This window comes from Thauera terpenica 58Eu (assembly GCF_000443165.1).
Taxonomy (GTDB): domain Bacteria; phylum Pseudomonadota; class Gammaproteobacteria; order Burkholderiales; family Rhodocyclaceae; genus Thauera; species Thauera terpenica.
The window spans coordinates 15,135-37,643 of record NZ_ATJV01000070.1 but is presented as its reverse complement, the minus strand read 5'-3'; the positions used below and the strand labels follow the sequence as shown (position 1 = coordinate 37,643).

Genomic DNA, 22,509 nt, shown 5'->3' with positions numbered 1-22,509 from the left:
CGGGGCGGGGCCAGGCTGAATGGGTGGCTGGAAAGAAGCGAGATTGTCCCGGAAAAGTTTCCCGCACGCATGGGCAATCCGGCTCTGAAATCGCCGACTAGCGAGTGCAGCGCTCGCCCACGGCTGCGACCCGGGTGCGCGTCGCAGCAACGTGGCCGCAGCGCTCACCTTCAGGGCATTCGGTGGACTCAGGGGTTCAGGGTCGGGAGTTGGGTGTTGTGAGCGCGCTTTCGTGCGCTCTGTGCACGGGTAGGCAAGGCCTTGCGCACCGCTTGCCACAGCGCGCGCCCCGTCCACCCGTCAGCGCTGCCGGGCGTGGCAGGACCATGGCGCTGGCGCGCCAGCGCGCGCATGGCCACGGCGCAGGCGGGATCGGCATGAATCGCCTCCCGCCTTGCGCCAGGCAGCCGCTCCAGCCAGACGGACAGGGCACCTTGCGCGGCCACGGGGTCGTCGCGCAAGCAGGCGCGGCGCAGCTGCCAGCGTGCCCGCACTTCATCCACACCGGTCTTCTGCAAGCGCTGCTGCAGGGCTTGCATGGCTGGCTTGCGTCGGTGCCAGCCCCAGCGTGCGAGAACCAGGCCGAGCAGGGCCGCAAGAGCCCATGATGCGGGGCGGGCGCTCGCTGTCGAACTGAAGGGCGAGGAGGGCGATGGACTGTCCGCCCCAAGCGTGGGCAGGGCGGACGGCGGCGCGGCGGACAGGAAGGGATCGGGGCGGGCGGCAGCGGCTGCCACCTCCAGGGTGATGCCGGGCAGGCGGCTGATGCGCACACGCTGTTGTTCCAGATCCCACCAGGCGAGCTCGATCGCGGGTAGCTCCACCGTGCCGGCGTCATGCAGGACATGGGTGGCGCCGTACTGAAAGCGCTGAAGCGCGCTTTGAGTCGGGTCCTGCTGTTGCTTGCGGATGCCATCATGAATCCGCAGCTCCACGCCCGCAGGCCGGCCGAAATCCGGCGTCGGCAGCAGCGGCGAGCGGCTGTCGGTGATCAACTCGAGGTCGCGCCGGATCGCGTCGCCGACCTGCCAGCGTGCCTCTGGCTGCAATTCGGGCTGCCATTGCTGATGCAGTTCGAGCCGGCGCGCGGCGACAAAGGGCTGCAGGCCTTCGGCACCAGCCGGCACCTGCACCTGCAGTCTCAAGGCGGCGGGCGGGCGCACGTGTTGGGTCTGGCCCTCGCCGCGCCCGGGCAGTATCTCCAGCGCGCTCGCAAGCTCGAGCAGCAGCTCGCCGGGCTGCAGCGGCTGCACCCGGTAGCGCCGGATCAGGCCGGTCCAGCGCTGGCCAGCGTGTTCCTCGAAGGCCGATTCGGGCGAGCCCTCGACCGCTTCGCTCAGCGCGGTGGTGCTGGCCAGGGTGGCGGGGAAGTCGATCGGCGCCAGAAACCAGGTCGACACCCACACCTCCAGACGCACGATGAGAGTGTCGCTCAACTGCAGCGGGTGGCTGGCGCTGGCGGGGTTGTCGTCGCTGCTGCTGCCATCGACGCCCCAGCGCACGCGCAGCTTGGGTTCTGCGTTTGCCGCATCGGCCTGTGCCAGACATACGCGCTGCAGCCCGGCAAGCAGGCCGAGCGGAGCCAGTCCGGCGGCGGCAAGGCGCAGCGTTCTGCGCCGGTGAAGATTGATCGCGGTGGGGCGGGCGGGCGTCATTGTGCAGCTGGGGCCCGAGCCGAAGCGGGGGTGGGTGTAAGCGGCGAGTCGGGCGCGGGTGGCGCAGAGGCGGACAGGGCCTGGGCTTCAAGTGCGAACTTGCGGCGCAGGAAGGCGGCCGGGCTGGTGTCCAGGCGCTGTAGCCAGAGTTCGGCGACTTCGTGCTCGGACAGGGAGCGAGGCTGACGGGGCGCGGGCTTGCCCGCACGCTCCCCGGGGGTGGCAGAAACTTCGCCCGGAGTGGGCTCGAGCTCGGCCGGGATCAGGCTGCGCACGCGCGCCTGGTCAGCGAGCGCGGCGGGCCAGCCCGGTGCGCGGGTGAGCGCTTCCTCATAGGCGGCGACGGCGTCGGCGTAACGACCGAGCCGGGCCAGCATCTGCGCCTGATTGAACCAGCCAGCGGCGGAGTCGAGCTGTGCAAAGGCGTCGGCCGCGGCCTGCCACTGTTGTGCGCGTGCGTGCGCTGCGCCACGCCACAGCGCATCGTCGAAATGGGCGGCGGCGCGCTCGGGCGCATTGCGTTCCAGCCACCAGCGTCCCTGCTGGTCGGGGGTCAGCCAGTAGTCGATGAAGCGCTGACGCAGCGAGGGTGAGGGCGCAGGTGCGCTGTCCTGGGCGAGCGCGGGCGCAGGCTCCACGAGCATCGCCAACACCAGGCCGGCCATCAGCAGCGGCGCGCAGGCAGTCGGCCAGCGCAGCACCCAGCCACGGCGAAAGGACAGCAGCAGGGCGAGCAGGCCCGGCCATACCCAGCCCACGCCCTGATCGCGCCAGCGCAGGCTGGGGTCCTGCGCGCTGGCGGCAGCGTGATGCTGCGCGATCAAGGTCTGTACGCGCGCTACATCGCTGTCGTCCTGGCTCACCGCGACCAGCTCGGCAGCGCTTTGATCGCGCAGCGCGCTCAGGCCGGCCACGTCCAGGCGCGCCAGGCGTGCCGGGCCGGGCTGATCGGGCTCATCGTCCGCAGCGCCTGCGGCTGGGGCACGGATCAGCCCACCTTCCACCGTGCCGATTGCCCACACCACCAGGCGGTGGCGGGATCCGGCCTGGGCGCGCACGCTGGCGGCGAGCTCGCTGGCGGGCCAGTCTGCGCTCAGGAACAGCACGGTGCCGGGCACGGCCGCGCGATCCAGCCAGCTGTGCGCCAGCTTCAGCGCGCTGGCCGGACGGCTGCTGCCGGCCTCGGGCATGAGGGCGGTGGATAAGGCGTCCAGGTAAGTGAGCAGCAGCTGACGGTCTTGCGCGGGCGGCAGCACCAGATGCGCGCTGCCGGCGTAGACGATGAGCCCGGTCGGGGCGTCGCCGCGCCGTTCCAGCAACTGCTGCAGCTTCAGACGAGCACGTTCCAGCCGGCTGGGCGCCAGGTCCACCGCGTCCATCGCCGCGGACAGATCCAGCACCAGCATCAGCGCCGCCTGTTCGCGCGCCAGCGGCGGCGCTTCGCGCTCCCACGCGGGCCCGGCCAGTGCCACGCTGAAGCAGGCCAGGGCCAAGGCGAGGGTGTCGGCGGGTGTGATCCATTTGCGTTTGTTGCCACCCACCAGCAGGTGGGGCAACAGGTGGGCATCAATCAGTCCGCGCAAGGACGCCTCGCCGTGCGCGCGACGCCCGAATACCGCGAGCAGCACGGCCACTGGCAGGAGCAGCAGCGCCCAGGGGCGCAGCCAGTGCAGTGGCAAGAGCGTGCTCAGCCAGTCAGCCATGCTCGCTTTCCCCTGCAGCGCGTTCGCGCCGCGTCGCCAGCCCGGGTTTCAGCCTTGCACCCAGTACGCCACTGAGCAGGTAGAGCCCGAGCAGCGCCACTGCCGCTGCGAGCGGCCAGTGAAACAGCGGCCGGCGCGGGCGCTCCGAGCGCGTCTCGTGCTCCTGTGTTTCCAGCGCATCCAGCTCGTGATAGATATTTTCCAGGCTGCTGCGATCGACCGCGCTGAAGGCGCGCCCGCCGGTGAGCTTGGCCCAGGCGCGCAGGCCTTCCAGGTCAGGGCGTTCGCCGGCGGCGGAGTCGGCGCTGCCGATGGCGACGGTGTGCATGCGCACGCCGCGCTGCGCGGCGATTTCGGCTGCTTTCGCCGGCGGCACGCGGCTAGCGGTGTCGGCGCCGTCGGTGAGCAACACCAGGGTGCGCTGGGGGGCGGGTGAGGCCTCGAACACGCGCACTGCGAGGCCGATGGCGTCGCCGATCAGGGTGCGTGAGCCGGCCATGCCGATGCGCGCTTCGGCCAGCAGCACACGCAGCGCGCCATGGTCCAGGGTGAAGGGCGCTTGCACATGGGCTTGTTCGGCAAACAGCAGCAGCCCGATGCGGTCTTCGGGCCGGCGCTCGAGAAATTCGTCCACCAACTCGCGCACCACCGTCAGGCGGTCCACCGCCTTGCCCTGCGCATCGCGAAAGTCGCGCACCTGCATCGATGGTGACAGATCGATCGCCAATAGCCAGTCGCGCGTGGGCTGAGTGCGCGGCAGTGGGGCCTCCAGCCACTGCGGCTGCATCGCGGCGAGGATTCCCGCGCTCCAGACCAGGCCGAGCACGATCCAGCCCGTGATGCCGCGCCTCAGCACCGTCGCACCCGGGCGCGGGCGTTCGCCAGTGGCAGCGACGGCGAGCGCGAAGAAGGGAATGCGCAAGGCCGTGTGCGTGTGGCGGTGGGGTGGCAACAGCGGCATCAGCAAGGCCAGCGGCCATAGCAGGGCGACCCAGGGCTGCGCCCATTCGATGTGGGCGAGCGCGCTCAGCGCGTCCAGCTTCGCCCAATCAAGCCATGGGTTCATCACTTGAGCTTCTGCACGGGAGCGGTGCCAGGCACGCGATGCTGACGAATCCAGTGTTCGAGCAGATCGAACAGCGCCGGCAGCGTGTCCCACGGCAGCTGCGCGGGCGGCAGATAAGCCCAGGCGCCGAGGTGCTGACCGACGCCCTGGGTGAAAGCCTGCGGCGGCGCGCTGGCGCTGAGAGCGGGTTTGTGATCCGGGTTGCGCTCCAGAGTCTGGTCAAGCCAGATGCACCACGCTGGCCCTTGCAGGCTCGCCACCTCCTGGCGTGCTGCGTGCGCCAGGGCGAGGCGGCGCACCAGCGCGGGCAGCTGGCGCGCGGCCGCCACGCGGGTGGCAGCGGGCTGGGACGAGTGCAGTTCAGCGCGCAGGCGCTCGAGTTCAGCCAGGGCCAGGCGGCGGAAGCGTGCCGCCCGCCAGCGCTGTCCACTCCGCCATGCTGCCCACAGCAGCGCCATCAGCCCGAGCACGGTCAGCACGCCCCAGGCGGGTGTCTGCGGTGTCCATGCTGGAGGCGGGGGCAGCAGCAGCGGGTGCAGCTGCTCGAGCACAGCCTGAGCTGATGCCGGGGTCGATGCCTGAATCGAGGCTTGCGCTGGCGGCAGCAACGGCGTGGCGCTATCGATCATGGTCGGTGCTGTGCTCGCCGGGCACATCGGGAAACCTGGGCACAGTGGCGCGGCCGTCCAGCCCGCGTGCGAGCTGCACCAGCGTGGGCGCGGACGTGAGCAGGGGCAGGACGGCGCAGCCGAGTTCGGCGCGCAGATCCAGCACGTCCTGCATTCGGGTCTGTGCCGCGGTGGCCAGGCGCGCGCGCACCTCGGCATAAGCGTGGTCGACCGGCACTTGCAGCTGGCCATCGCTGACCACGATCCGCGCCGGGCGCAGGGTGGCGGGGTCTTCCCACACCGGTAGCAGCACCAGGTCGTTGTGGCGCGACAAGGCCAGCAGGCGGCTGCGCGTGGCGGGGCCAAGACCGTCGAAGGCGGAGAAGATGGCCACGATGGCCTCGCGCGGCGCCTGCTTTGCCAGCAGCGCCAGCGCGGCGTCGAGTTGTGTGGGCGCGCCGGGTGGGGCGGAGTCCGCGCGCAGCGCCTGATTGCGCGCCACCAGCCGGCTCAGCAAGTGGAGCAGGGCACGTCGCCCACGGCGCGGGGTCACCTGATCGATGCCGTCGTCGCCAAACACGATGCCACCGACGCGATCGCCGCCGGCCAGGGCTCGCCAGCCCCAGATCGCCGCGGCTTCGGCGGCAACGACCGAGCGCAGTGCGCCGCGGCGGGCGAAGAACATCGCGATGCGCTGATCAACAATGAGCCAGGTGGGGCGTTCGCGCTCTTCGGCATACACCCTGAGCTGGGGTTTGCCGCTGCGGGCGCTGGCGCGCCAGTCGATGTTGCGGGTGTCGTCGCCGGGCAGGTAGGGCCGCAGTTCGACAAAGTCCAGGCCGCGGCCGCGCACGCGTGAACGATGCCGTCCGCCCAACAGGCTGTGGGCCGGAGCCATGTCCGGTGGCCAACGCAGCTGGCGCGCCGGGTGCTCCAGCGCCAGCAGCTGCGGCAAGTCGATGTATACACCGGGTACTGCGCCCGGCAGGCGGTCAGGGCCGGGAGCCTGGCCTGAATTCAAGCTGCGTTCGCTGCCCCCTGCCCACGGCCACCACGAAGGACGAGAGTGGAGCAGGCTGGAGATCATGGTGCGGCGACCAGCGCCTTCACGCGATCGATCACCTGGTCTGCGCTCACCCCGGCCGCGAGTGCTTCGTGGCTCAGCATCAGGCGGTGGCGCAGGCAGGCGTGCAGCACCGCGTGCACATCGCTGGGGCTGACGAAATCCTGGCCCTGCAGCCAGGCGTGGGCGCGTGCACAGCGATCGAGTGCGATGGTGCCGCGCGGGCTGGCGCCGACCTCGATCCAGCGTCCCAGCTCGGCGTCGAGCTCGCGTGCGCTACGGGTCGCGTGCACCAGATCCACCAGGTAATCCTCGAGCGCGGGCGACACATAAACGCTGCTGACTGCCTGGCGGGCGACACCCAGCGCCTGCAGCGCCGCGCTGCCCCACTGCGGGGCGCCGCCCGCGGCCATGTTCGGCTCATCGGGCACAGCGCTTGTGCCTGGCGCCGGGTTCTGCGAGTTCTCGAGGCCAGCCTGCTTGCGCACTTCTTCTGCACGCACCAGGCGCAGGATCTCGCCTTCGAGGTGGCGCTCGGTGTAGCCGATCACCACCTTCATCAGGAAGCGGTCGGTCTGGGCCTCGGGCAGGGCGTAGGTGCCTTCGTGCTCGATCGGGTTCTGCGTGGCCATCACCAGAAAAGGCTGGGGCAGCGCATGGGTCTGGCCTGCCACCGTCACCTGGCGCTCTTCCATCGCCTCGAGCAAGGCCGACTGCACTTTTGCCGGCGCACGGTTGATCTCGTCGGCCAGCACCAGGGGCGCAAACAGCGGTCCGGGCTGGAATACGAAGTGGCCCTTGCCCTGGCCATCGTGGCGATAGATCTCGGCGCCCAGCAGGTCGGAGGGCAGCAAGTCGGGGGTGAACTGGATGCGCGCGAGGCTCAGGCCCAGCTCACGCCCCAGGGCCTTGATGGCGCGCGTCTTGGCCAGACCGGGCAGGCCTTCGAGCAGCAGGTGGCCGTCGGCCAGCAGCGCGATCAGCAGCGCCTCGACCACCGCGGGCTGGCCGATCACGGCCGCGCCCAGGCGCGTGCGCAGCGCGGCGAAGGCTTGCAGCGCGCTGGCGCTCACTGGTCTCCCATCCGCAGCGAACCTCCCTTCTGGCGGGGTGCGCATTCGCGGAAAGAGGCGATATGGGCGCCCACGGCATCCGCGACCTGGCCGCCGAAGCCCACGCCCATCTTCATCGCCAGATCATTGCTCTTCTGGCCGTCCTGGCGCTCATATGGATCCATGCGCAGGTTGAATACCAGCGAGCTCTGTTTCTGGCTGTCGAAGAAGCCTTCGCGGGTCTTGAAGTGCGACTTCCACGGGCCGATGCGAACCGCGCTGAGTTCGCTCTCGTTGTAGTAGTACACGACATTGCGCGCCGAAGGCGCGCTGCCGGTCCAGTGCGCGAGGTTGTCCACGCCGTCGATGCACACCTTGTTGCGCTCCTTGAGCTTGGCGGGGGCGTCGGCATAGCCGGCGGCTGCGGCCAGGGTGGTGAACATGTCCTCGTGGGTCTGGATGCCGTTGGAGGTCTTGCCCGCCGGGATCCTTGCCGGCCAGCGCACCAGCATGGGCACGCGCACCCCGCCTTCCCAGGTGGTGGCCTTTTCGCCGCGGAAGGGCGTGGTGCCTGCGTCCGGCCACCACGCCACCTGGGCGCCATTGTCGGTGGTGTACACGACGATGGTGTTGTCGGCGATCTTCAGCTCGTCGAGCAGCTTGAGCAGCTGGCCGACGTGGCCATCGTGTTCCATCAGGCCGCTGCCGTAGACGTCGAACTCGCTCGAGATGTCGCTGGCGAGGTGGCGCGAGGCCGGCTTGAGGTGGGTGTAGATGTGCATGCGGGTGGGGCTGAAGTAGGCAAAGAAGGGCGTGCTCGCCTTTGTCGACTGGGTGATGAAGCGCTTCGTGCGGTCGAGGAATTCCTCGTCCACGGTTTCCATGCGCTCCCGGGTGAGCGCGCCGGTGTCGCGCACCTTTTGCTTGCCCACCTTGCCGAAGCGCGGATCCACGCTGGCGTCGTCCTCCTGGGTGGCGACGCTGTCGATGACGCCGCGTGGGCGGTAGCGCGCGTTGAAGCCGGCGTCCTTGCCCCACATGCGCAACTCGGGCTCTTCTTCGGCGTTGAGGTGGTAGAGGTTGCCGTAGAACTCGTCGAAGCCATGCACCGTGGGCAGGTGGTTGTTGCGATCGCCGAGGTGGTTCTTGCCGAACAGGCCGGTGCGATAGCCCTGCTCCTTGAGCACTTGCGCCAGGGTGGGGTCGCGCTCGTCGATGCCGATCGGCGAGCCGGGCAGGCCGACGGTGGTCATGCCGGTGCGGATCGGAAGCTGGCCGGTGATGAAGGCGGCGCGCCCGGCGGTGGAGCTGGGGTGGGCGTAATGATCGGTGAACAGGATGCCTTCACGGCCGATGCGATCGATGTTGGGCGTGGGCACCATCATGCCGTGGCTGTAGAGGCCGACGTTGGCGTAGCCGATGTCGTCACCCATGATGACCAGGATGTTGGGCCGCGCGCCGGGCTGCTTAGGGCTTGCATCAGCGCTGGCCGCGCCAGCACCCAGGCTGGAGAGGGCGGCGGCGAGCGCGAGGCGGCGCCAGCGCGGCGGCGATGGGTGCAGGGTGGATTGAGTCATGGTGGCGTCTCCTTTGTATTTTTTGGTGGGGGTGCCGGCTCAGGGGCTGGCAGGGGTTTGAGTTGTGGGTGGCGCGGGGCTCAGTGCTCAGCGCCCCAGGCGTTGCCGGATGTCAGGCATGTCGCGCTGCACCTGGGCGTAGAAGCGCTTCAGGCCTTCGCACAGGTAGTTCAGACCGGGTTCGCCCTCGGCGCTGCGCAGCAGACGGTTCTTGGGGCACTCGCCCCAGCACAGCTTCAGCTGTGGGCAGCGCTTGCAGCAGCCGGGCAGGCTGTCGTGCTTGGCGAGGCCGAAGCGCGTCTGTTGCTGCGAGAAGGCCAGATCGCCCTGGTGTACATCGCGGATGTTGCCAAGGCGGAATTCGGGGTAGACGAAGTGGTCGCAGGAATACAGCTCACCGTCATGCTCGAGCGCCATCGCCTTGCCGCACACCGGCGCGCTGGTGCACATCTGCGCCGGCAGATCGAGCGCCTGCGCCACCGCGGTCTCGAACACGTTGATGTGCAGGCGGCCGAAGTCCTGCGTCAGCCATTCGCGCCACAGCGTGCACAGGAATTCGCCGTAGTCGCGCGCATCCACCGACCACTCGGTGACGATAGCCAGGGGATGGCCGGGGCGGCTGCGCGGCGTACCCAGCAATGGCATGTCGGCGCTGCGCGCCAGGCCGGGTGCGCGCAGCTTGAAGTCGCGCGTTTCCACGCAAGGCGTGAACTGGATGCGAAAGCTGCCCGGGATGGCACGCAGGCTGCGATACACCTCGAGCGGGGCGCGCGCCACGTCGCGATTGACCACGCACAGCAAGGAGAACGGCACTTCGGCTGCGGCCAGCCTGGCGGCGGCGGCGAGGGTGCGGTCGAAGCTGGGCTCGCCGCCCTTGGTGGGGCGGTAGCGGTCGTGCAGTTCGCGCGTGCCGTCCACGCTGAGACCGACCACGAAGCCGTGTGTCTTGAGGAAGGCCACCCACTCATCGTCGAGCAGCAGACCATTGGTCTGCAGGTCGTTCTCGATGCGCTGGCCCGGTTTGCGATGACGCGCCTGGAGCTCGACCACGCGGCGAAAGAAGCCCAGCCCCATCACCGTCGGTTCGCCCCCCTGCCAGGAGAAGATGACCTCGTCGCCGGTCTGGGCTTCGATGTACTGGCGGATGTGGGTCTCGAGCAGGCGGTCGTCGATGCGCGCGTTGCGCTCGTGCGCCAGCAGATCGGTCTTGTGCAGGTAAAAGCAGTAGGGGCAGTCCAGATTGCACAGCGCGCCGGCGGGCTTGACCATGACGTGGTAGCGGTAAAGACGGCCCGGGGGCAGCGGTGGCAGGCTGCAACTCGGTGCGCCGTGCAGGTCCTCGGTGTGGATGGCAGGCGGGCTCACGTCTCGTTTGTCTCCTCGTTGGCCTTGGTCCTGGGGGCGCGGTCTGTGCCGAAGCGCTGAAGGATTGCGACCATGAGAGTATAGGGAGCCCGGTGTACACCCGGTATTCGCATTGACGGGCGCTGTGCATGTCGTTCACGTCATTCATTTAAAAGGGAAAAAAGGCTGTAGTGGGCGCTTTTCTGCCCTCGCCTCACGTTCTGCATGAGCCATAGAAAGCACGTTCCAGTCTCTCCGCCTGCGCCTGTTCCCGAGCGCGCCGAGCGCGACGCTCGCCTGCCCGCCTTGCGCAAGCAGCCGTCGCAGTCGCGCTCGCGTTCGCTCGTCACTGCGTTGCGTGAAGCCTGCATTCAGCTTCTTGAGCAGGAAGGCGTGGAGGCCTTGACCGTGAACCGCCTGGCGGAGGTGGCCGGCGTCGGCGTGGGGTCCTTCTACCAGTACTTCCCCAACATCGAAGCGGTGGTCGGGCTGGCCTTCGATCACGTCCTGCATGAAGAGGCGACGGTTCATGTGCCCGCCCTGCGAGCGTCTATCACCGGCTTGCCGCTGGGCGCGGCGCTGGACGCGATCCTGCGCAACATGGTGAGAATGGAGCTGCGCCTGCACCGGCTGCATCGCGAGTTTCACCTCAAATACCACCCGGCACTGCAGATGGGCATGCGCATCGGCCCTTACGCCAATTCACGCGAATACGTCGACGACGCCTGGCTGCCCTTCGTCGCCCTCTACGTGCCCGAGCTCGCGCCCGAGCGCCGTGAGATGGCGGCCTACATGTTGTGCATGGCGATGCGTTCCGCCATTCGCACTGCGCTGGAAGACGCGCCGGAGCGGGTTGAACAGCCCGTCTTTGTGGACTGCCTGCGAGCCATGGCGCTGGGTGTGCTCGACCCCGATCTGCCCGCCCGGGTGCGCTGAGTGCGCAAGCTGCAAACGTGACAACGCCCTGTCGGGGTGCGCGCGTTGATTATCTTGTCGTTCATAAACAATGCCTTGGCGCCGTTGTTCGGAACCGTTCAATGCGAATCACGGTGCCGCTTCGGGCTCTTTATACTGGTTGCGTCCCGGCACATGGCTGGTTGCCGGATCCAGACATCAATCACGAGCCCCCTGCACTGCGGGCGGATACAGCACAGAGCGCTGCTGCGCGGGGCGCCTGGTGCTGAGTTCGTCGTGGCGGCCTCGCCTCACCCGGACCACCAAGGAGCCCGATCCCATGAGCAAGGTTTTGACCCACATCGACGGTCACGTGCTGACCGTCACCATCAACCGTCCCGAGGCCATGAACGCCCTCGACCCGGAGACCCAGACCTTGATGTCTGCGGCCTTCGACGCCTACGCCGCCGATGATGCGCTGTGGGTGGCCATCGTGCGCGGTGCCGGCGGGCGGGCGTTTTCTGCCGGTGGCGACATCCGCGCCATGCGCGCCGCGCTTGAAGGCGGCGCGCCGTACACGACTCCGCCCACCGGCTACGGCGGCCTCACCAGCCGCTTCGATCTGGACAAGCCCGTCATCGCCGCGGTGGAAGGCATCGCCATGGGCGGCGGCTTCGAGGTGGCGATGGCCTGCGACCTGGTGCTGGCGACGCGGGCTTCGTCCTTTGCCCTGCCCGAGCCGCGCATCGGTGCCGTGGCTTACGCCGGCGGCATGCATAGGCTGCCGCGTCAGGTGGGCATGAAGCGCGCGATGGAGTTGCTGCTGAGCGCGCGCAGCATCGGCGCCGAGCAGGCTGCCGAGTGGGGGCTGATCAACGAGGTGGTGGAAGAGGGCGGCATGGACGCGGCGCTTGCGCGCTGGTGCGCGCTGCTGTGCGCCAACGCCCCGCTCGCGCTGCGGGCGACCAAGGCCGCGGTGCGCGATGGCCTGGCGCTGCCATTGTACGAGGCCATTCGCCGCCAGGATGAAGGCGGCTACCCCGGCATCGAGGCGATGCGCAGCAGCCGCGACGTGATCGAGGGCGTGATGGCCTTCAACGAGAAGCGCGCCCCGGTCTGGGAAGGGCGCTGACGCCGCTGCGCGACGCCCGTGCTCACGGGCTTTCGAACCCCTTTTCCGGCACACGCCGCACAGGAATCACCATGCAACTGCCTGACATCGACCACGCCACCGCTTTTGCCGACATCGTCGACCGACGCGTTTCCACCCGTGCGTTTCTCCCCGACCCGCTGCCACGTGCGGACATCGAGCGTGCGCTCGCCCTGGCCTGCCGTGCGCCGTCCAATTGCAACACCCAGCCGTGGATGATCGCGGTGGCCTCGGCTGCGGTGCGCGACCGCCTCGCCGCCGGCATCAGCGCGCAGATGATGGCGGGCCGAATGAAGCCCGACCTGCCCTATGACGGCCGCTATCAAGGGCTGCACCGCGAGCGCCAGATTGCCGCGGCTGAGACCTTGTACGCCACGCTGGGCATCGCGCGCGAGGACAAGGCCGGGCGCCAGGCTCAGTTCATGGAGAACTACGCTTTCTTTGGCGCGCCCCATGTCGCCTTCTTCTTCTTGCCGGCCGGTTGTGGCGCGCGCGAAGCGGCGGATCTGGGCATGTGCGCGCAGAGCTTCATGCTCGCGCTCGCCAGCATGGGCTACGGTAGCTGCCCGCAGACTTCACTCAGCTTCCATCCCGATCTGGTGCGCGCCGAGTTCGATCTGGCGCCGGAGTCGCAATTGCTGTTCGGGGTGTCCTTCGGCCGTATCGACACGACGGCGGCGGTCAACCGCGTGCGCGTGCCACGTGATCTCGCGCGCTGCACGCAGATCCGGGAGGACTGAGATGGACCGCTTCGACTACATCGTCGTCGGCGCGGGCAGCGCGGGCAGCGCGGCGGCGGCGCGCCTGTCCGAAGACCCCGCTTGCCGCGTGCTGTTGCTCGAGGCCGGTGCGGGTGACGACAATCTGATGATCGACATGCCGGCGGGCTGGGGCAAGACCCAGGACCCCGGCAGCGCCTTCAACTGGGCCTTCGAGACCGAGCCCGAACCCGGTCTGGGTGGCCGGCGCGTGCCCTTGCCGCGCGGCAAGGTGCTCGGCGGCAGCTCGGCCATCAATGGCCTGATCTACATTCGCGGCCAGCATCAGGACTACGACGACTGGGTGGACGCAGGAGCGCCGGGCTGGGGCTGGGCCGAGGTGGCGCCTTACTTCCGGCGCATGGAGCGCAATCTGGGTATCGCCGATGCGCATCACGGCCAGGACGGCCCGATCGCGGTGTCCGATCTGGTGGACCCCACGCCATTGGCCGAGCTGATGATTCAGGCCGCCGAACAGGCAGGTGTTCCGCGCACCCGGGATTTCAATGGCGCCACCCAGGAAGGGGTGGGGTTCTATCAGGCCACACTCACGGGCGCGCGCCGTTGTTCGGCGGCGCACGGCTATCTGAAGCCGGCGCGCGGGCGGAGCAATCTGCTGATCCAGACCGGGGCCGTGGTCGCCGAGGTGCTGATCGAGGGCGGGCGTGCGCTCGGCGTGCGCTATCGGGTGGATGGGCAGGAGCGCGTCGCGCGTGCGCGTGCCGAGGTCCTGCTGTGCGCGGGGGCGATCGGCTCGCCGCAGATATTGATGCTGTCGGGGATCGGCCCTGCCGCCGAGCTCGCCCGTCACGGCATTGCGCTGAAGGTGGATGCGCCCCAGGTGGGTGCCAACCTGCAGGACCATCTGGTGGTGCCCTTGATGTGGCGGCTCAAGGACGGCCAGGCGTCGATGAACCAGCGTCTGGGCGGCATGCGGGTGGTGCTCGAGGTGCTGAACTACCTGCTGCGCAAGCGCGGCGCGATGACCATGCCGGCGGCCGAGGTCGGCATCTTCCTGCGCAGCCGGCCCGAGCTGCTGCGCCCCGACCTGCAGTTTCACCTGCTGCCGCTGTCGGGTGAGCTCGAAGGCGTGAAAAAGGCGCTGCACCCCTTCCCCGGTTACACCCTGGCACCCAATGTGTGCCGGCCCAGTTCGCGCGGCCGGCTGGCGCTGGCGTCGGCGGATGCGGCGGCGCGGCCTTTGTTGCAGATGAATTACCTCACCACCGCCGACGACATCGACACCACCCTGGCGGGCATGGCGTGGGCGCGCCGCATCGCAGCCGCGCCAGCACTGGCCGCGATCACGGCCAGTGAGGTCTATCCGGGTAGTTCGGCGAGCACGCGCGAGCAGCTCATCGACTATGCGCGCCGTGCCGGCTCCACCGGCCACCATCCGGTGGGCACCTGCAGGATGGGCGAGGACGAGGCCGCGGTGGTCGATACCCGGCTGGCGGTGCGCGGCGTCGATGGTCTGCGCGTGGCCGATGCCTCGGTGATGCCGCGGCTGATCTCCGGCAACACCAATGCCACCGCGATCATGATCGGCGAGCGTGTGGCCGAGTTCGTGCGCGCGGCGCGTGCCTGATCGTGCTCAAGGTTTTTGCCGCGCTGGCAGCGCGAGGATGACAAACATGAAGCACAGCGATGAGGCCGCCTTGCAGGCCACCCTGGCGGCGATGAAGCTGGCGCAAGCCCAAGGCGGTGCGCCCGATGCCGCACTGCGCATCGACCGCCTCACGCGCCTGCTGCACCTTCTGCGCGAGCGTGCCGACGATTTCTGTACCGCGCTCGACGCGGACTTTGGCGGTCGGCCGCGTGATGCGTCCTTGATGAACGATGTCATGTCCAGCTTCAACTCGGTCAAGTATGCGCGTGCTCAGTTGCGCGGCTGGATGAAGCCCGAGCGCCGCAAGGGGGTGTTTCCGTTCAATCTGTTCGGCGCGCGCGTTGAGGTGAGTCATATCCCCAAGGGTGTGGTCGGTGTGCTCGGCACCTGGAACGTACCCCTATTCACCACGCTGGCGCCACTGGGCTTCGTGCTGGCGGCAGGCAATCGCGCGATGATCAAGCCGTCCGAGCTGGTGCCGCGTACATCGGCGCTGCTGCAGCAGACGATCGCGGCCTATTTTGCTGCGGACGAGGTGGCGGTGTTTACTGGCGATGCCGGCCTGGCGAGTGACTTCAGTGCGCTGGCCTTCGATCACATGGTGCTTACCGGCAGCTCGGCCACTGGCGTGCGTGTGATGCGGGCAGCAGCCGAGCACCTGGTGCCGGTGACGCTGGAGTTGGGCGGCAAGTCGCCGGTGATCATTGGTCGTAGCGCGGATATTCGCCTGGCGGCGCAGCGCATCGTCGAAGGCAAGGCGATGAACGGTGGCCAGATCTGCGTCAGCCCCGACACCGTGTATGTCGCGCAAGAGCTGCTCGAACCGTTCGTGGCCGCCTGCCAGGAGGCTCACCGTCAGATGTTTCCGCCCGCTGATGGCGTGGCGGCGCTGACCGCCATCATCAATGAGCGCCATCAAATGCGCATCGAGTCGTATGTGGACGATGCGCGCGCGCGTGGTGGGCGCATCGTCGATTGCGGCGCGGGCCTGCCGGCTGCCGATGCGCGCTTGCCGCTGCGATTGGTGGTCGATGCGCCTGCGGACAGCATGCTGGCGCAGGAGGAGATCTTTGGTCCCGTGCTGCAGGTGGAGTGCTACGCAGATGTGAGCGAAGCGATCGATCGCATCAATGCGGGGCCGCGGCCGCTGGCGCTGTACTACTTCGGCAGCGATCGTGACGAGGAGCAGCGCGTGTTGCGCAGCACGGTCTCGGGCGGAGTCGCAATCAATGACGTGATCATGCACGTGGCCGCGCACGATGCGCCGTTTGGCGGCATTGGTGCTTCGGGCATGGGCGCCTACCACGGTCGTGAGGGCTTTGCCGAGTTCAGCCATGCGCGCACGCTGTATCGCAGCGGCTGGTGGGATCCGCGCAAGGCGCTGGGCCTGGCGCGGCCTTACCCCAAGCAGCTCCATGCGCGCTTGCTCAAGACCTTGCGTGTGTAGGGCGCAGCGCGTGCCGGTGCCGTGGGCCGAGCCCACGGCCTGCCTGTTCACATGAGGGCGGCGATGGCGAAAGGCACGCCGACCACGCCCGCCCAGCCCAGCTTGCCCCATAGCGCGAGCGTGGGGGATTGATGGTTCCACAGGCCGAGCGCGCCGAAAGCGCCCATTGCGCCTGCGCCCTCGATCCAGAAGCCGCTGATGCCGGCCAGACCGGCGATGCCCAGCAGGCGAATGAGGGCGCCGGGCTGGGTCTTGAGCGCGGGCTTGCGGATGCCCGCCAGTCCGGCAAGTCCGATCAGACCGATGAGTCCGACCCAGGGTGCGATTTGTGCAAAGTTCATTGTCTGCTCCGGGTTGCTGCATGGCGTCGACGACCGACGCCATGCGTGAGCGCGAGCGTTGGAAGGGGGCGCTGACAGAAAAAATACGGCCTGTCCGCAAGGACAGACCGCATTCACACCGGGTGGCGCGCGGCAGATTCAGGCTGCTGCGGGCGCGTCGTCAGTGAAGGGCGCGATGCCCTTGGGCACGTAGAAGCCTTCGCACTGCTCGAGGTATTCGTGCTTCTTGGCGCGCGGGTTGAAGAACTGCTTGTACCAGATGCGCGCCTTCATGAAGGGGCCGTCGCTGGGAATGAACAGACCGTTCAGGCACGGGCCCTTGTTGGTCCACACCTCGAAGTCCTGCGCAAAGGCGAGGCGGCTGGACTCCTGGAATTGACGGGCGGCGATCATGTCGGTGCGGGTGGTCACTGCGCTGCCGCTGGGTGACTTGACGAGCAGGGCATGCCAGACCTTGATCGATCCGTCCTCGACCGGGGTGTGGGTGATGAACAGCACGGCTTCGTACAGGCCACCAAGGTGCGAAATCAGCACGCCCGGACCGTGATAGACGGTGACCGTGGATAGCACCGGGCTGACGCCGTTTTCGCCCACCAGGGTGCGGTGCGGGCCGCACTGGCGCTGAATGGCGTGGTGGCCCTGGAACTCGTTCTCATACTTCTGCACGGTCGAGCCATGGATCGGGCTCAGGTGGCCGTAGTCACAGATGTTGTCGATGACTTCCTGCGGGTGCTGGTTGAGGATGCCGAGGTGATCGAACTTCCAGCGCACCCAGGACGGATCGTCCCATTCCTTGAGGCTGGGGTGCTCCCATTCCGGCTCGCCGCCTTCGGGGTCGTACCACACCCAGATCGCGCCCAGGCTCTCGACCACCGTCCACGACTTGACCTTCGCGGCGGCCGGGATCTGACCCTCGTGATAGGGGATGTCGTTGCACTTGCCGTCGGCGCCAAAGCGCCAGCCGTGGTAGGGGCAGCGGATGTCGTCCCCCTCGACGTTGGAGCCACCGCCGTCGATGACGACGTAGGAGGTGGTGTTGGGTGCGGCAAGGTGCGTCTTCATGTGCGGACAGTAGGCGTCGAGCAACACCACCTTGCCGGTTTCGCGGCCACGGTAGAGTGCGAAATCCTGGCCGAAGAAGCGCACCGAAAGGGGCTTGTGAGTGTCGAGCTCGGACGCTTCCGCGATCATGAACCAGCCGCGCGGAAAGGTGAATTCACCAAGGCGATAGTCTTTTGTTGTGGCCATGGGGGGGCCTCCTCTTCGTAATGAGTCTGTATGCGATTCATCGGGCCAGGAACAGCAAAAACGACGGCAATGACCCTGATTCTTACCGATTTTGTCGAGTGCTGCGTTGATCCACATCCCTTATTCGGACGATGGCCTTGCATCGTCGGTGCGGTGTCCTTTGCAGACATCGTCCTTTTGGACGTGTCCGGACGAAACGGCCCCGCATAAGGTAAGGCTCTAACAATACATAATGACGGAGACCCCATGGCCGCAACCAGTCTGCCCGCCGCAGCGGCAGTGCCTGACGCCGGGCGCCAGATCGAGTTTCCCTTCGTCCCGCCCCAGCCCGATGGCGAAGTCGTCACCCTGGCGGCTGGCGTGCTGTGGGCACGCCAGCCGATGCCGATGCAGCTCGACCACATCAACGTCTATCTGCTGCGCGACACCGATGGCTGGTTTGTCGTCGACACCGGGCTCAATCTGGCGAACTCGCGCGCGCTGTGGGAAACCATCGTCGACCGCCACTTCGAGGGCTTGCCGCTGAAGGGGTTGATCTGCACCCATTTTCACTATGATCATGCCGGGCTGGCAGCATGGTTCACCGAACGCTTCAATGTGCCCTTGTACATGACCTATGGTGAGTACTTCACCATGCGCACCCTGGGCGGACCCCTGCCCGAGCCCTTGCCCGAGTCCTTGATACAGTTCTATCTGCGCGCGGGCATGCCACTTGCCCGTATCGAGGAGATGTTCGCCAAGTTGCGCCGCGACCCTTTCATGCCGCCGCAACCGAACGCCTTCAACCGGCTGCGCGAAGACCAGGTGCTCAACATCGGCGGGCGCGACTGGCGAGTGGTGATCGGCGAGGGGCATTCCCCCGAGCACGCCTGCCTGTATTGCGAGAACGATCGTCTGCTCATTGCCGGCGACCAGTTGTTGCCACGCATCACCTCGAACGTGCTGGTGACCGACATGGAGCCCGAGGCCAATCCGCTGCAGCTGTGGCTCGAGTCGCTCGATCGACTCGCCGCCCTGGCGCCGGATACGCTGGTGCTGCCCTCGCATGAACGCGTATTTCGTGGTCTTCTCCCGCGCGTGACCGAGTTGCATGCGCATCACGCGCAGCAGTTCGAGATCGTGCGCAGCTATCTGCGCGAGGTGGGCTCGGCCACCGCGTTCGAGACCAAAATCAGGCAATTTCCCAAGGTGCGCAGTGCTGTCGAAGACATGATGGCGCTGGGCGAGACCATTGCTCATCTGTCCTGGTTGCGTTATGCGGGCGAGGTGAGGCGTGTGCTGGATGATGACGGGCTGTATCGCTTCAGCCTTGCAAACTGATTCTTAGGAGTGATTGATGTCCCAGCTTTCTGAACTTGCCCACAAGATTCGCGCCCAGCTCACAGCCCCCGGCGCGCCGTTCGAGCTCGCCGAGGAGGTCGTGGATGGGCGCGCGCTGCGGGTGTATCGCAATGCCTTTCGCACCTTGCCCGAGTTGCTGTCGAGCGCGCGCACGCACGGTGACAAGCCCTTCATCAGCTATCTGGGCGAGACCTGGACCTTCGATCGCTTCTTCGCCGAGGTCGATGCGGTAGCCGCGCAGCTGCGTGCCTGGGACGTGAAACCCGGTGATCGTGTCGCCATCGCCATGCGCAACCGCCCCGAGTGGGCGGTGGTGCTGGTCGCGACCGGCCTCATCGGCGCGGTGCCGGCCCCGCTCAACAGCTTCGGGCTGGGCGAGGAGCTGCATGCGGCGCTGGCCGATGTCGAGCCTTGCGTGTTCGCCTGCGACAGCGACCGTCTTACGCGTATCGGCGGCGACACCCGGGTCGCGGGTTGCCGCATTCTGTGCGTGGGCGCGACCGAGCTGCCGGCAGGCGCTGCCGACTACCAGGCCGTGGTCAGTCAGGCTGCCGAGCCGCCGGTGCTGCCCGAACTCGGACCCGATGACCCCGCCCTGATCCTGTTCACCTCTGGCGCCACCAGCCGCGCCAAGGGCGCGCTCTCATCGCAGCGCAGTGTGTGTCAGGCGCTGTTCAACATCGACTTCATCGGCGCGCTGTCGGCCTTGACTTCGCCCGAGGCCGTCGCGGCGCTGATGGCACGCGGCTTGCCGCCGACCACGCTGACCGCGGTGCCGCTGTTCCATGTCAGCGGCCTGCATGCGCAATTGCTCAGCGCGCTGCGCAACGGCCGCCGTCTGGTGTTTGTCAGCCGCTGGGATCCTGTGCAGGCGATCGAGGTCATTCAGGCCGAGCGCATCACGCAGTTCAACGGCGCGCCGTCCATGGTCATGCAGTTGCTTGCGCAGCCCGGCTTCGATGACCCGGCGCTGACCGGCACCCTGTCGGGCCTGGGCTTTGGCGGGGCGGGATTGTTCCAGCGCGTGATCGACGAATTGCAGCGCCGGCGTCCGAATTCGCTGTCAGGCGTCGGCTTCGGCCTGACCGAGACCAACGGTGTCGGCGCTGCCGCTTCCGGCACCCTGTTTGCCTACAAACCGCATAGCGCCGGCGTGCTCTCGCCCATCATCGATGTGCGCATCGCAGACGCCATGGGTCAGTCCTTGCCCATCGGGGAGCAGGGCGAGGTGTGGCTGCGCGGGGTGACCATCATGCAGGGCTACTGGCGCGATCCGGACGCCACGGCGGCGGCCATGTGCGAGGGCTGGTTCCGCAGCGGCGACGTGGGCTACCTGGATGACGAAGGCTTCCTCTTCATCGTCGATCGCATCAAGGACGTCATCAACCGCAGTGGCGAGAAAATCGCTGCCGCCGAGGTCGAATCCTGCCTGCTGCAATTGTCCGATGTGCTCGAGGCAGCGGTGTTCGCCGTGCCGGACGAGGACATGGGCGAGATGGTGGCAGCCGTGGTGTCGGTGGGCGAGGGCTGCACGCTCGATGCCGAAGCGGTGCGCGCGCATGTCGCCGCGCATCTGGCAGCTTACAAGGTGCCGGCGGTGGTGCAGGTCGTCACCCAGGCGCTGCCGCGCAATCCGGCGGGCAAGCTGCTCAAGCGCCAGCTGCGCAGTGCCTTTGTCGATGGGCAGCTGAGCTGATCCCCCCATGGCCACTCGTGGCCATTGTCGTCAGGAGGGCAATGCCATGGTGACACTGGCACAAGAGCCTTGCGGTCGTGGGCAGCTTGCGGCCGCGCTGAGCGAGACCGAAATCGGCGCGCTGCTGGATCAGGTGCCGGCGTGGCGGCGGGAGGGTGGGCGGCTGGTGCGCGACTTTGCGTTTGCCGACTACCACCACACGATGGCCTTTGTGAATGCGGTGGCCGGGGTTGCCCACGGCTGCGACCACCACCCGGTGCTGGTCGTGCGCTACGGTAGCTGCCGCGTCGAGTATACGACCCATGACTGCGCGGGGCTGTCGCGCAAGGATTTCATCTGCGCGGCTCGCGTGGATGAGCTTCACCCCGGGTGTGAATGAGCGCGGTGGGGTAGAAGTGCCTGAGTCGATCGCCGACTTAGTCCTATCGGACGATGTGCCGCTTGCAACGGTAACAAAATAATGCAAGCCGATATCGAGGGGTGATGGAGGGAGATCACACGCTCTCGATGTCGAGTTTGCTGCATAAATCGGGGGAGACCAATGCCCGCCAATAAGGAGATTTAAATGATTAAAACCCGCGTCTGGGTACCGGTCATGACGACGATTGCGTTGTCACTGATGACGAGCACCGTGATGGCCAAGGTGAGCGAAGCTGAAGCGGCCAAACTGGGCAAGGAGCTGACCTGCGTCGGCGCCGAAGTCGCTGGCAACGCCGATGGCAGCATTCCCGCCTTCTCCGGCAAGTGGCTGGGCAAGCCCCCCCACGTTGAATACACCTTGCACGTCGGCCAGCATCCGGTCGATGTCTATCCGGAAGAAAAGCCGCTGTTTCAGATCACCGCGGCCAACATGGCTCAGTACGCCGACAAGCTGAGCCCGGGTCAGCAGGCCATGTTCAAGCGCTTCCCGGATACCTTCCGTATCCCGGTCTATCAGACCCACCGGGACTTCCGTTACCCGGATCAGATCTGCGAGATTGCCAAGAAGAACGCTCTTGAAGCTGAATTGATCGATGACGGGCTGGGGTATACCGGCTACAAGGGCTCGATCGGCTTCCCGATTCCGAAGGCACCGATGGAAGTCCTGGCCAACATGAACTTCCCCTACCGCGCCTATACCGAGGAAATCGTGCGCGACATCGCCGACATCGGCTCGGACGGCGCCATCACCTGGGGTCGCCAGATCAACAAGAACCTCAACGTCGTCACTTCGCCGGATCAAATCGGCAAGCCGATGGAAGGGCTGATGGCCTATTCGCTGTCGGGCACCTTGCTGCCCGAGCGCGACCGCGGCAGCTTCACTGGGTCGCAGGAGCCGGTCAACTTTGCCCGGAACAAGCGCCTGGCCTGGCAGTATGATCCGGGCACCCGCCGCGTGCGCCAGCTGCCCACCTACGGCTTCGACTCGCCCATGGGCGCCACCTCGGGCAAGATGACGATCGATCAGGACCGTCTGATGAACGGCGACCCGAGTCGCTATGAGTGGAAGCTGCTGGGCAAGAAGGAAATGTACATCCCGGCCAGTTCCTATCGCCTGCACAGCAAGAACGTGAAGTACGCCGACATGCTGCAAAAGGGTCACGCCAACCCCGACCTGCTGCGCTACGAGCTGCACCGCGTGTGGGTGCTCGAAGGTTCGCTCAAGGAAGGCTATCGCCACGCCTACGGCAAGCGCGTGATGTTCATTGACGAAGACAACTGGCATGCCTCGGTGGGTGACTACTACGACACCCGCGGTGAGCTGTGGCAGCACGCCTTCATCAACCACTACTACGCATTCGACCTCAATGCCTGGCAGGCGGGCACCTCGTTCTATCACGACCTCAACTCGGGCACCTATGTCGGTTTCAACCTCATCCAGGAGCGCGAAAAGGCCTACGTTCTCAATGCCGGTGGTCTGACCCCGGACATGTATACCCCCGCCGCGCTGCGCGCCATGGGCCAGTGATCACATCGA

Annotated in this window: 19 protein-coding genes; 9 read left to right on the top strand and 10 right to left on the bottom strand. The window is 67.3% G+C overall.

Annotation, left to right across the window (positions count from 1 at the left end):
• Window positions 1-188: 188 nt before the first annotated feature.
• The 8 genes from M622_RS33580 to M622_RS33550 all read right to left on the bottom strand — a co-directional run bounded on the left by M622_RS33580 (window position 189) and on the right by M622_RS33550 (window position 10,089).
• Window positions 189-1,655: a BatD family protein gene (locus M622_RS33580; protein ID WP_021250072.1), complete on the bottom strand. Its 1,467-nt coding sequence runs from the start codon at window positions 1,653-1,655 to the stop codon at window positions 189-191.
• Window positions 1,652-3,358, bottom strand: a complete 1,707-nt coding sequence (locus M622_RS33575; RefSeq protein ID WP_021250071.1) for a VWA domain-containing protein — start codon at window positions 3,356-3,358, stop codon at window positions 1,652-1,654. The genes M622_RS33580 and M622_RS33575 overlap by 4 nt, the downstream gene beginning before the upstream one ends.
• Complete coding sequence (locus tag M622_RS33570; RefSeq protein WP_021250070.1) at window positions 3,351-4,424, bottom strand: VWA domain-containing protein; 1,074 nt, start codon at window positions 4,422-4,424, stop codon at window positions 3,351-3,353. Before M622_RS33570 ends, M622_RS33575 begins: the two co-directional genes overlap by 8 nt.
• On the bottom strand, window positions 4,424-5,053 hold the full coding sequence (locus tag M622_RS39780; RefSeq protein ID WP_157282072.1) for a DUF4381 domain-containing protein: 630 nt from the start codon (window positions 5,051-5,053) through the stop codon (window positions 4,424-4,426). Before M622_RS39780 ends, M622_RS33570 begins: the two co-directional genes overlap by 1 nt.
• Entirely contained in the window at window positions 5,043-6,053 is a 1,011-nt protein-coding gene (locus M622_RS33565) for a DUF58 domain-containing protein (RefSeq protein ID WP_169375142.1), read from the bottom strand. Before M622_RS33565 ends, M622_RS39780 begins: the two co-directional genes overlap by 11 nt.
• Before the next feature lie 62 nt (window positions 6,054-6,115).
• On the bottom strand, window positions 6,116-7,168 hold the full coding sequence (locus M622_RS33560; RefSeq protein ID WP_021250067.1) for an AAA family ATPase: 1,053 nt from the start codon (window positions 7,166-7,168) through the stop codon (window positions 6,116-6,118).
• Complete coding sequence (locus M622_RS33555) at window positions 7,165-8,724, bottom strand: arylsulfatase (protein WP_021250066.1); 1,560 nt, start codon at window positions 8,722-8,724, stop codon at window positions 7,165-7,167. The genes M622_RS33560 and M622_RS33555 overlap by 4 nt, the downstream gene beginning before the upstream one ends.
• A gap of 87 nt (window positions 8,725-8,811) precedes the next feature.
• Window positions 8,812-10,089, bottom strand: a complete 1,278-nt coding sequence (locus M622_RS33550; RefSeq protein ID WP_021250065.1) for an anaerobic sulfatase maturase — start codon at window positions 10,087-10,089, stop codon at window positions 8,812-8,814.
• Window positions 10,090-10,293: 204 nt separating this feature from the next.
• On the opposite strand from M622_RS33550, the gene M622_RS33545 reads away from it, so the two are divergent.
• From M622_RS33545 to M622_RS33525, 5 genes are all read left to right on the top strand, one after another.
• Entirely contained in the window at window positions 10,294-11,004 is a 711-nt protein-coding gene (locus M622_RS33545) for a TetR/AcrR family transcriptional regulator (protein ID WP_084520757.1), read from the top strand.
• Between the two features lie 298 nt (window positions 11,005-11,302).
• On the top strand, window positions 11,303-12,094 hold the full coding sequence (locus M622_RS33540) for an enoyl-CoA hydratase-related protein (protein ID WP_021250062.1): 792 nt from the start codon (window positions 11,303-11,305) through the stop codon (window positions 12,092-12,094).
• Between the two features lie 71 nt (window positions 12,095-12,165).
• Window positions 12,166-12,852 (top strand): nitroreductase, encoded by a 687-nt coding sequence (locus M622_RS33535; protein WP_021250061.1) that lies wholly within the window; start codon window positions 12,166-12,168, stop codon window positions 12,850-12,852.
• Between the two features lies 1 nt (window position 12,853).
• Entirely contained in the window at window positions 12,854-14,458 is a 1,605-nt protein-coding gene (locus M622_RS33530; protein ID WP_021250060.1) for a GMC family oxidoreductase, read from the top strand.
• 37 nt (window positions 14,459-14,495) lie between these two features.
• Window positions 14,496-15,926: an aldehyde dehydrogenase family protein gene (locus tag M622_RS33525; RefSeq protein ID WP_031347165.1), complete on the top strand. Its 1,431-nt coding sequence runs from the start codon at window positions 14,496-14,498 to the stop codon at window positions 15,924-15,926.
• Window positions 15,927-15,973: 47 nt separating this feature from the next.
• Here M622_RS33525 and M622_RS33520 read toward each other — a convergent pair whose 3' ends face one another.
• Complete coding sequence (locus M622_RS33520; protein ID WP_021250058.1) at window positions 15,974-16,267, bottom strand: hypothetical protein; 294 nt, start codon at window positions 16,265-16,267, stop codon at window positions 15,974-15,976.
• A 138-nt stretch (window positions 16,268-16,405) separates the two neighbouring features.
• Window positions 16,406-17,515: an aromatic ring-hydroxylating dioxygenase subunit alpha gene (locus tag M622_RS33515; RefSeq protein WP_021250057.1), complete on the bottom strand. Its 1,110-nt coding sequence runs from the start codon at window positions 17,513-17,515 to the stop codon at window positions 16,406-16,408.
• A 246-nt stretch (window positions 17,516-17,761) separates the two neighbouring features.
• On the opposite strand from M622_RS33515, the gene M622_RS33510 reads away from it, so the two are divergent.
• The 4 genes from M622_RS33510 (at window position 17,762) to M622_RS33495 (ending at window position 22,500) form a co-directional block, all read left to right on the top strand.
• The gene (locus tag M622_RS33510) at window positions 17,762-18,835 is read left to right on the top strand and encodes an MBL fold metallo-hydrolase (RefSeq protein WP_021250056.1); all 1,074 of its coding nucleotides are present in this window, start codon (window positions 17,762-17,764) and stop codon (window positions 18,833-18,835) included.
• A 16-nt stretch (window positions 18,836-18,851) separates the two neighbouring features.
• Window positions 18,852-20,552, top strand: a complete 1,701-nt coding sequence (locus M622_RS33505; protein ID WP_021250055.1) for a class I adenylate-forming enzyme family protein — start codon at window positions 18,852-18,854, stop codon at window positions 20,550-20,552.
• 46 nt (window positions 20,553-20,598) lie between these two features.
• Entirely contained in the window at window positions 20,599-20,931 is a 333-nt protein-coding gene (locus M622_RS33500; protein WP_021250054.1) for a 4a-hydroxytetrahydrobiopterin dehydratase, read from the top strand.
• 186 nt (window positions 20,932-21,117) lie between these two features.
• The gene (locus M622_RS33495; RefSeq protein ID WP_031347159.1) at window positions 21,118-22,500 is read left to right on the top strand and encodes a DUF1329 domain-containing protein; all 1,383 of its coding nucleotides are present in this window, start codon (window positions 21,118-21,120) and stop codon (window positions 22,498-22,500) included.
• The last annotated feature ends 9 nt before the right edge of the window (window positions 22,501-22,509 follow it).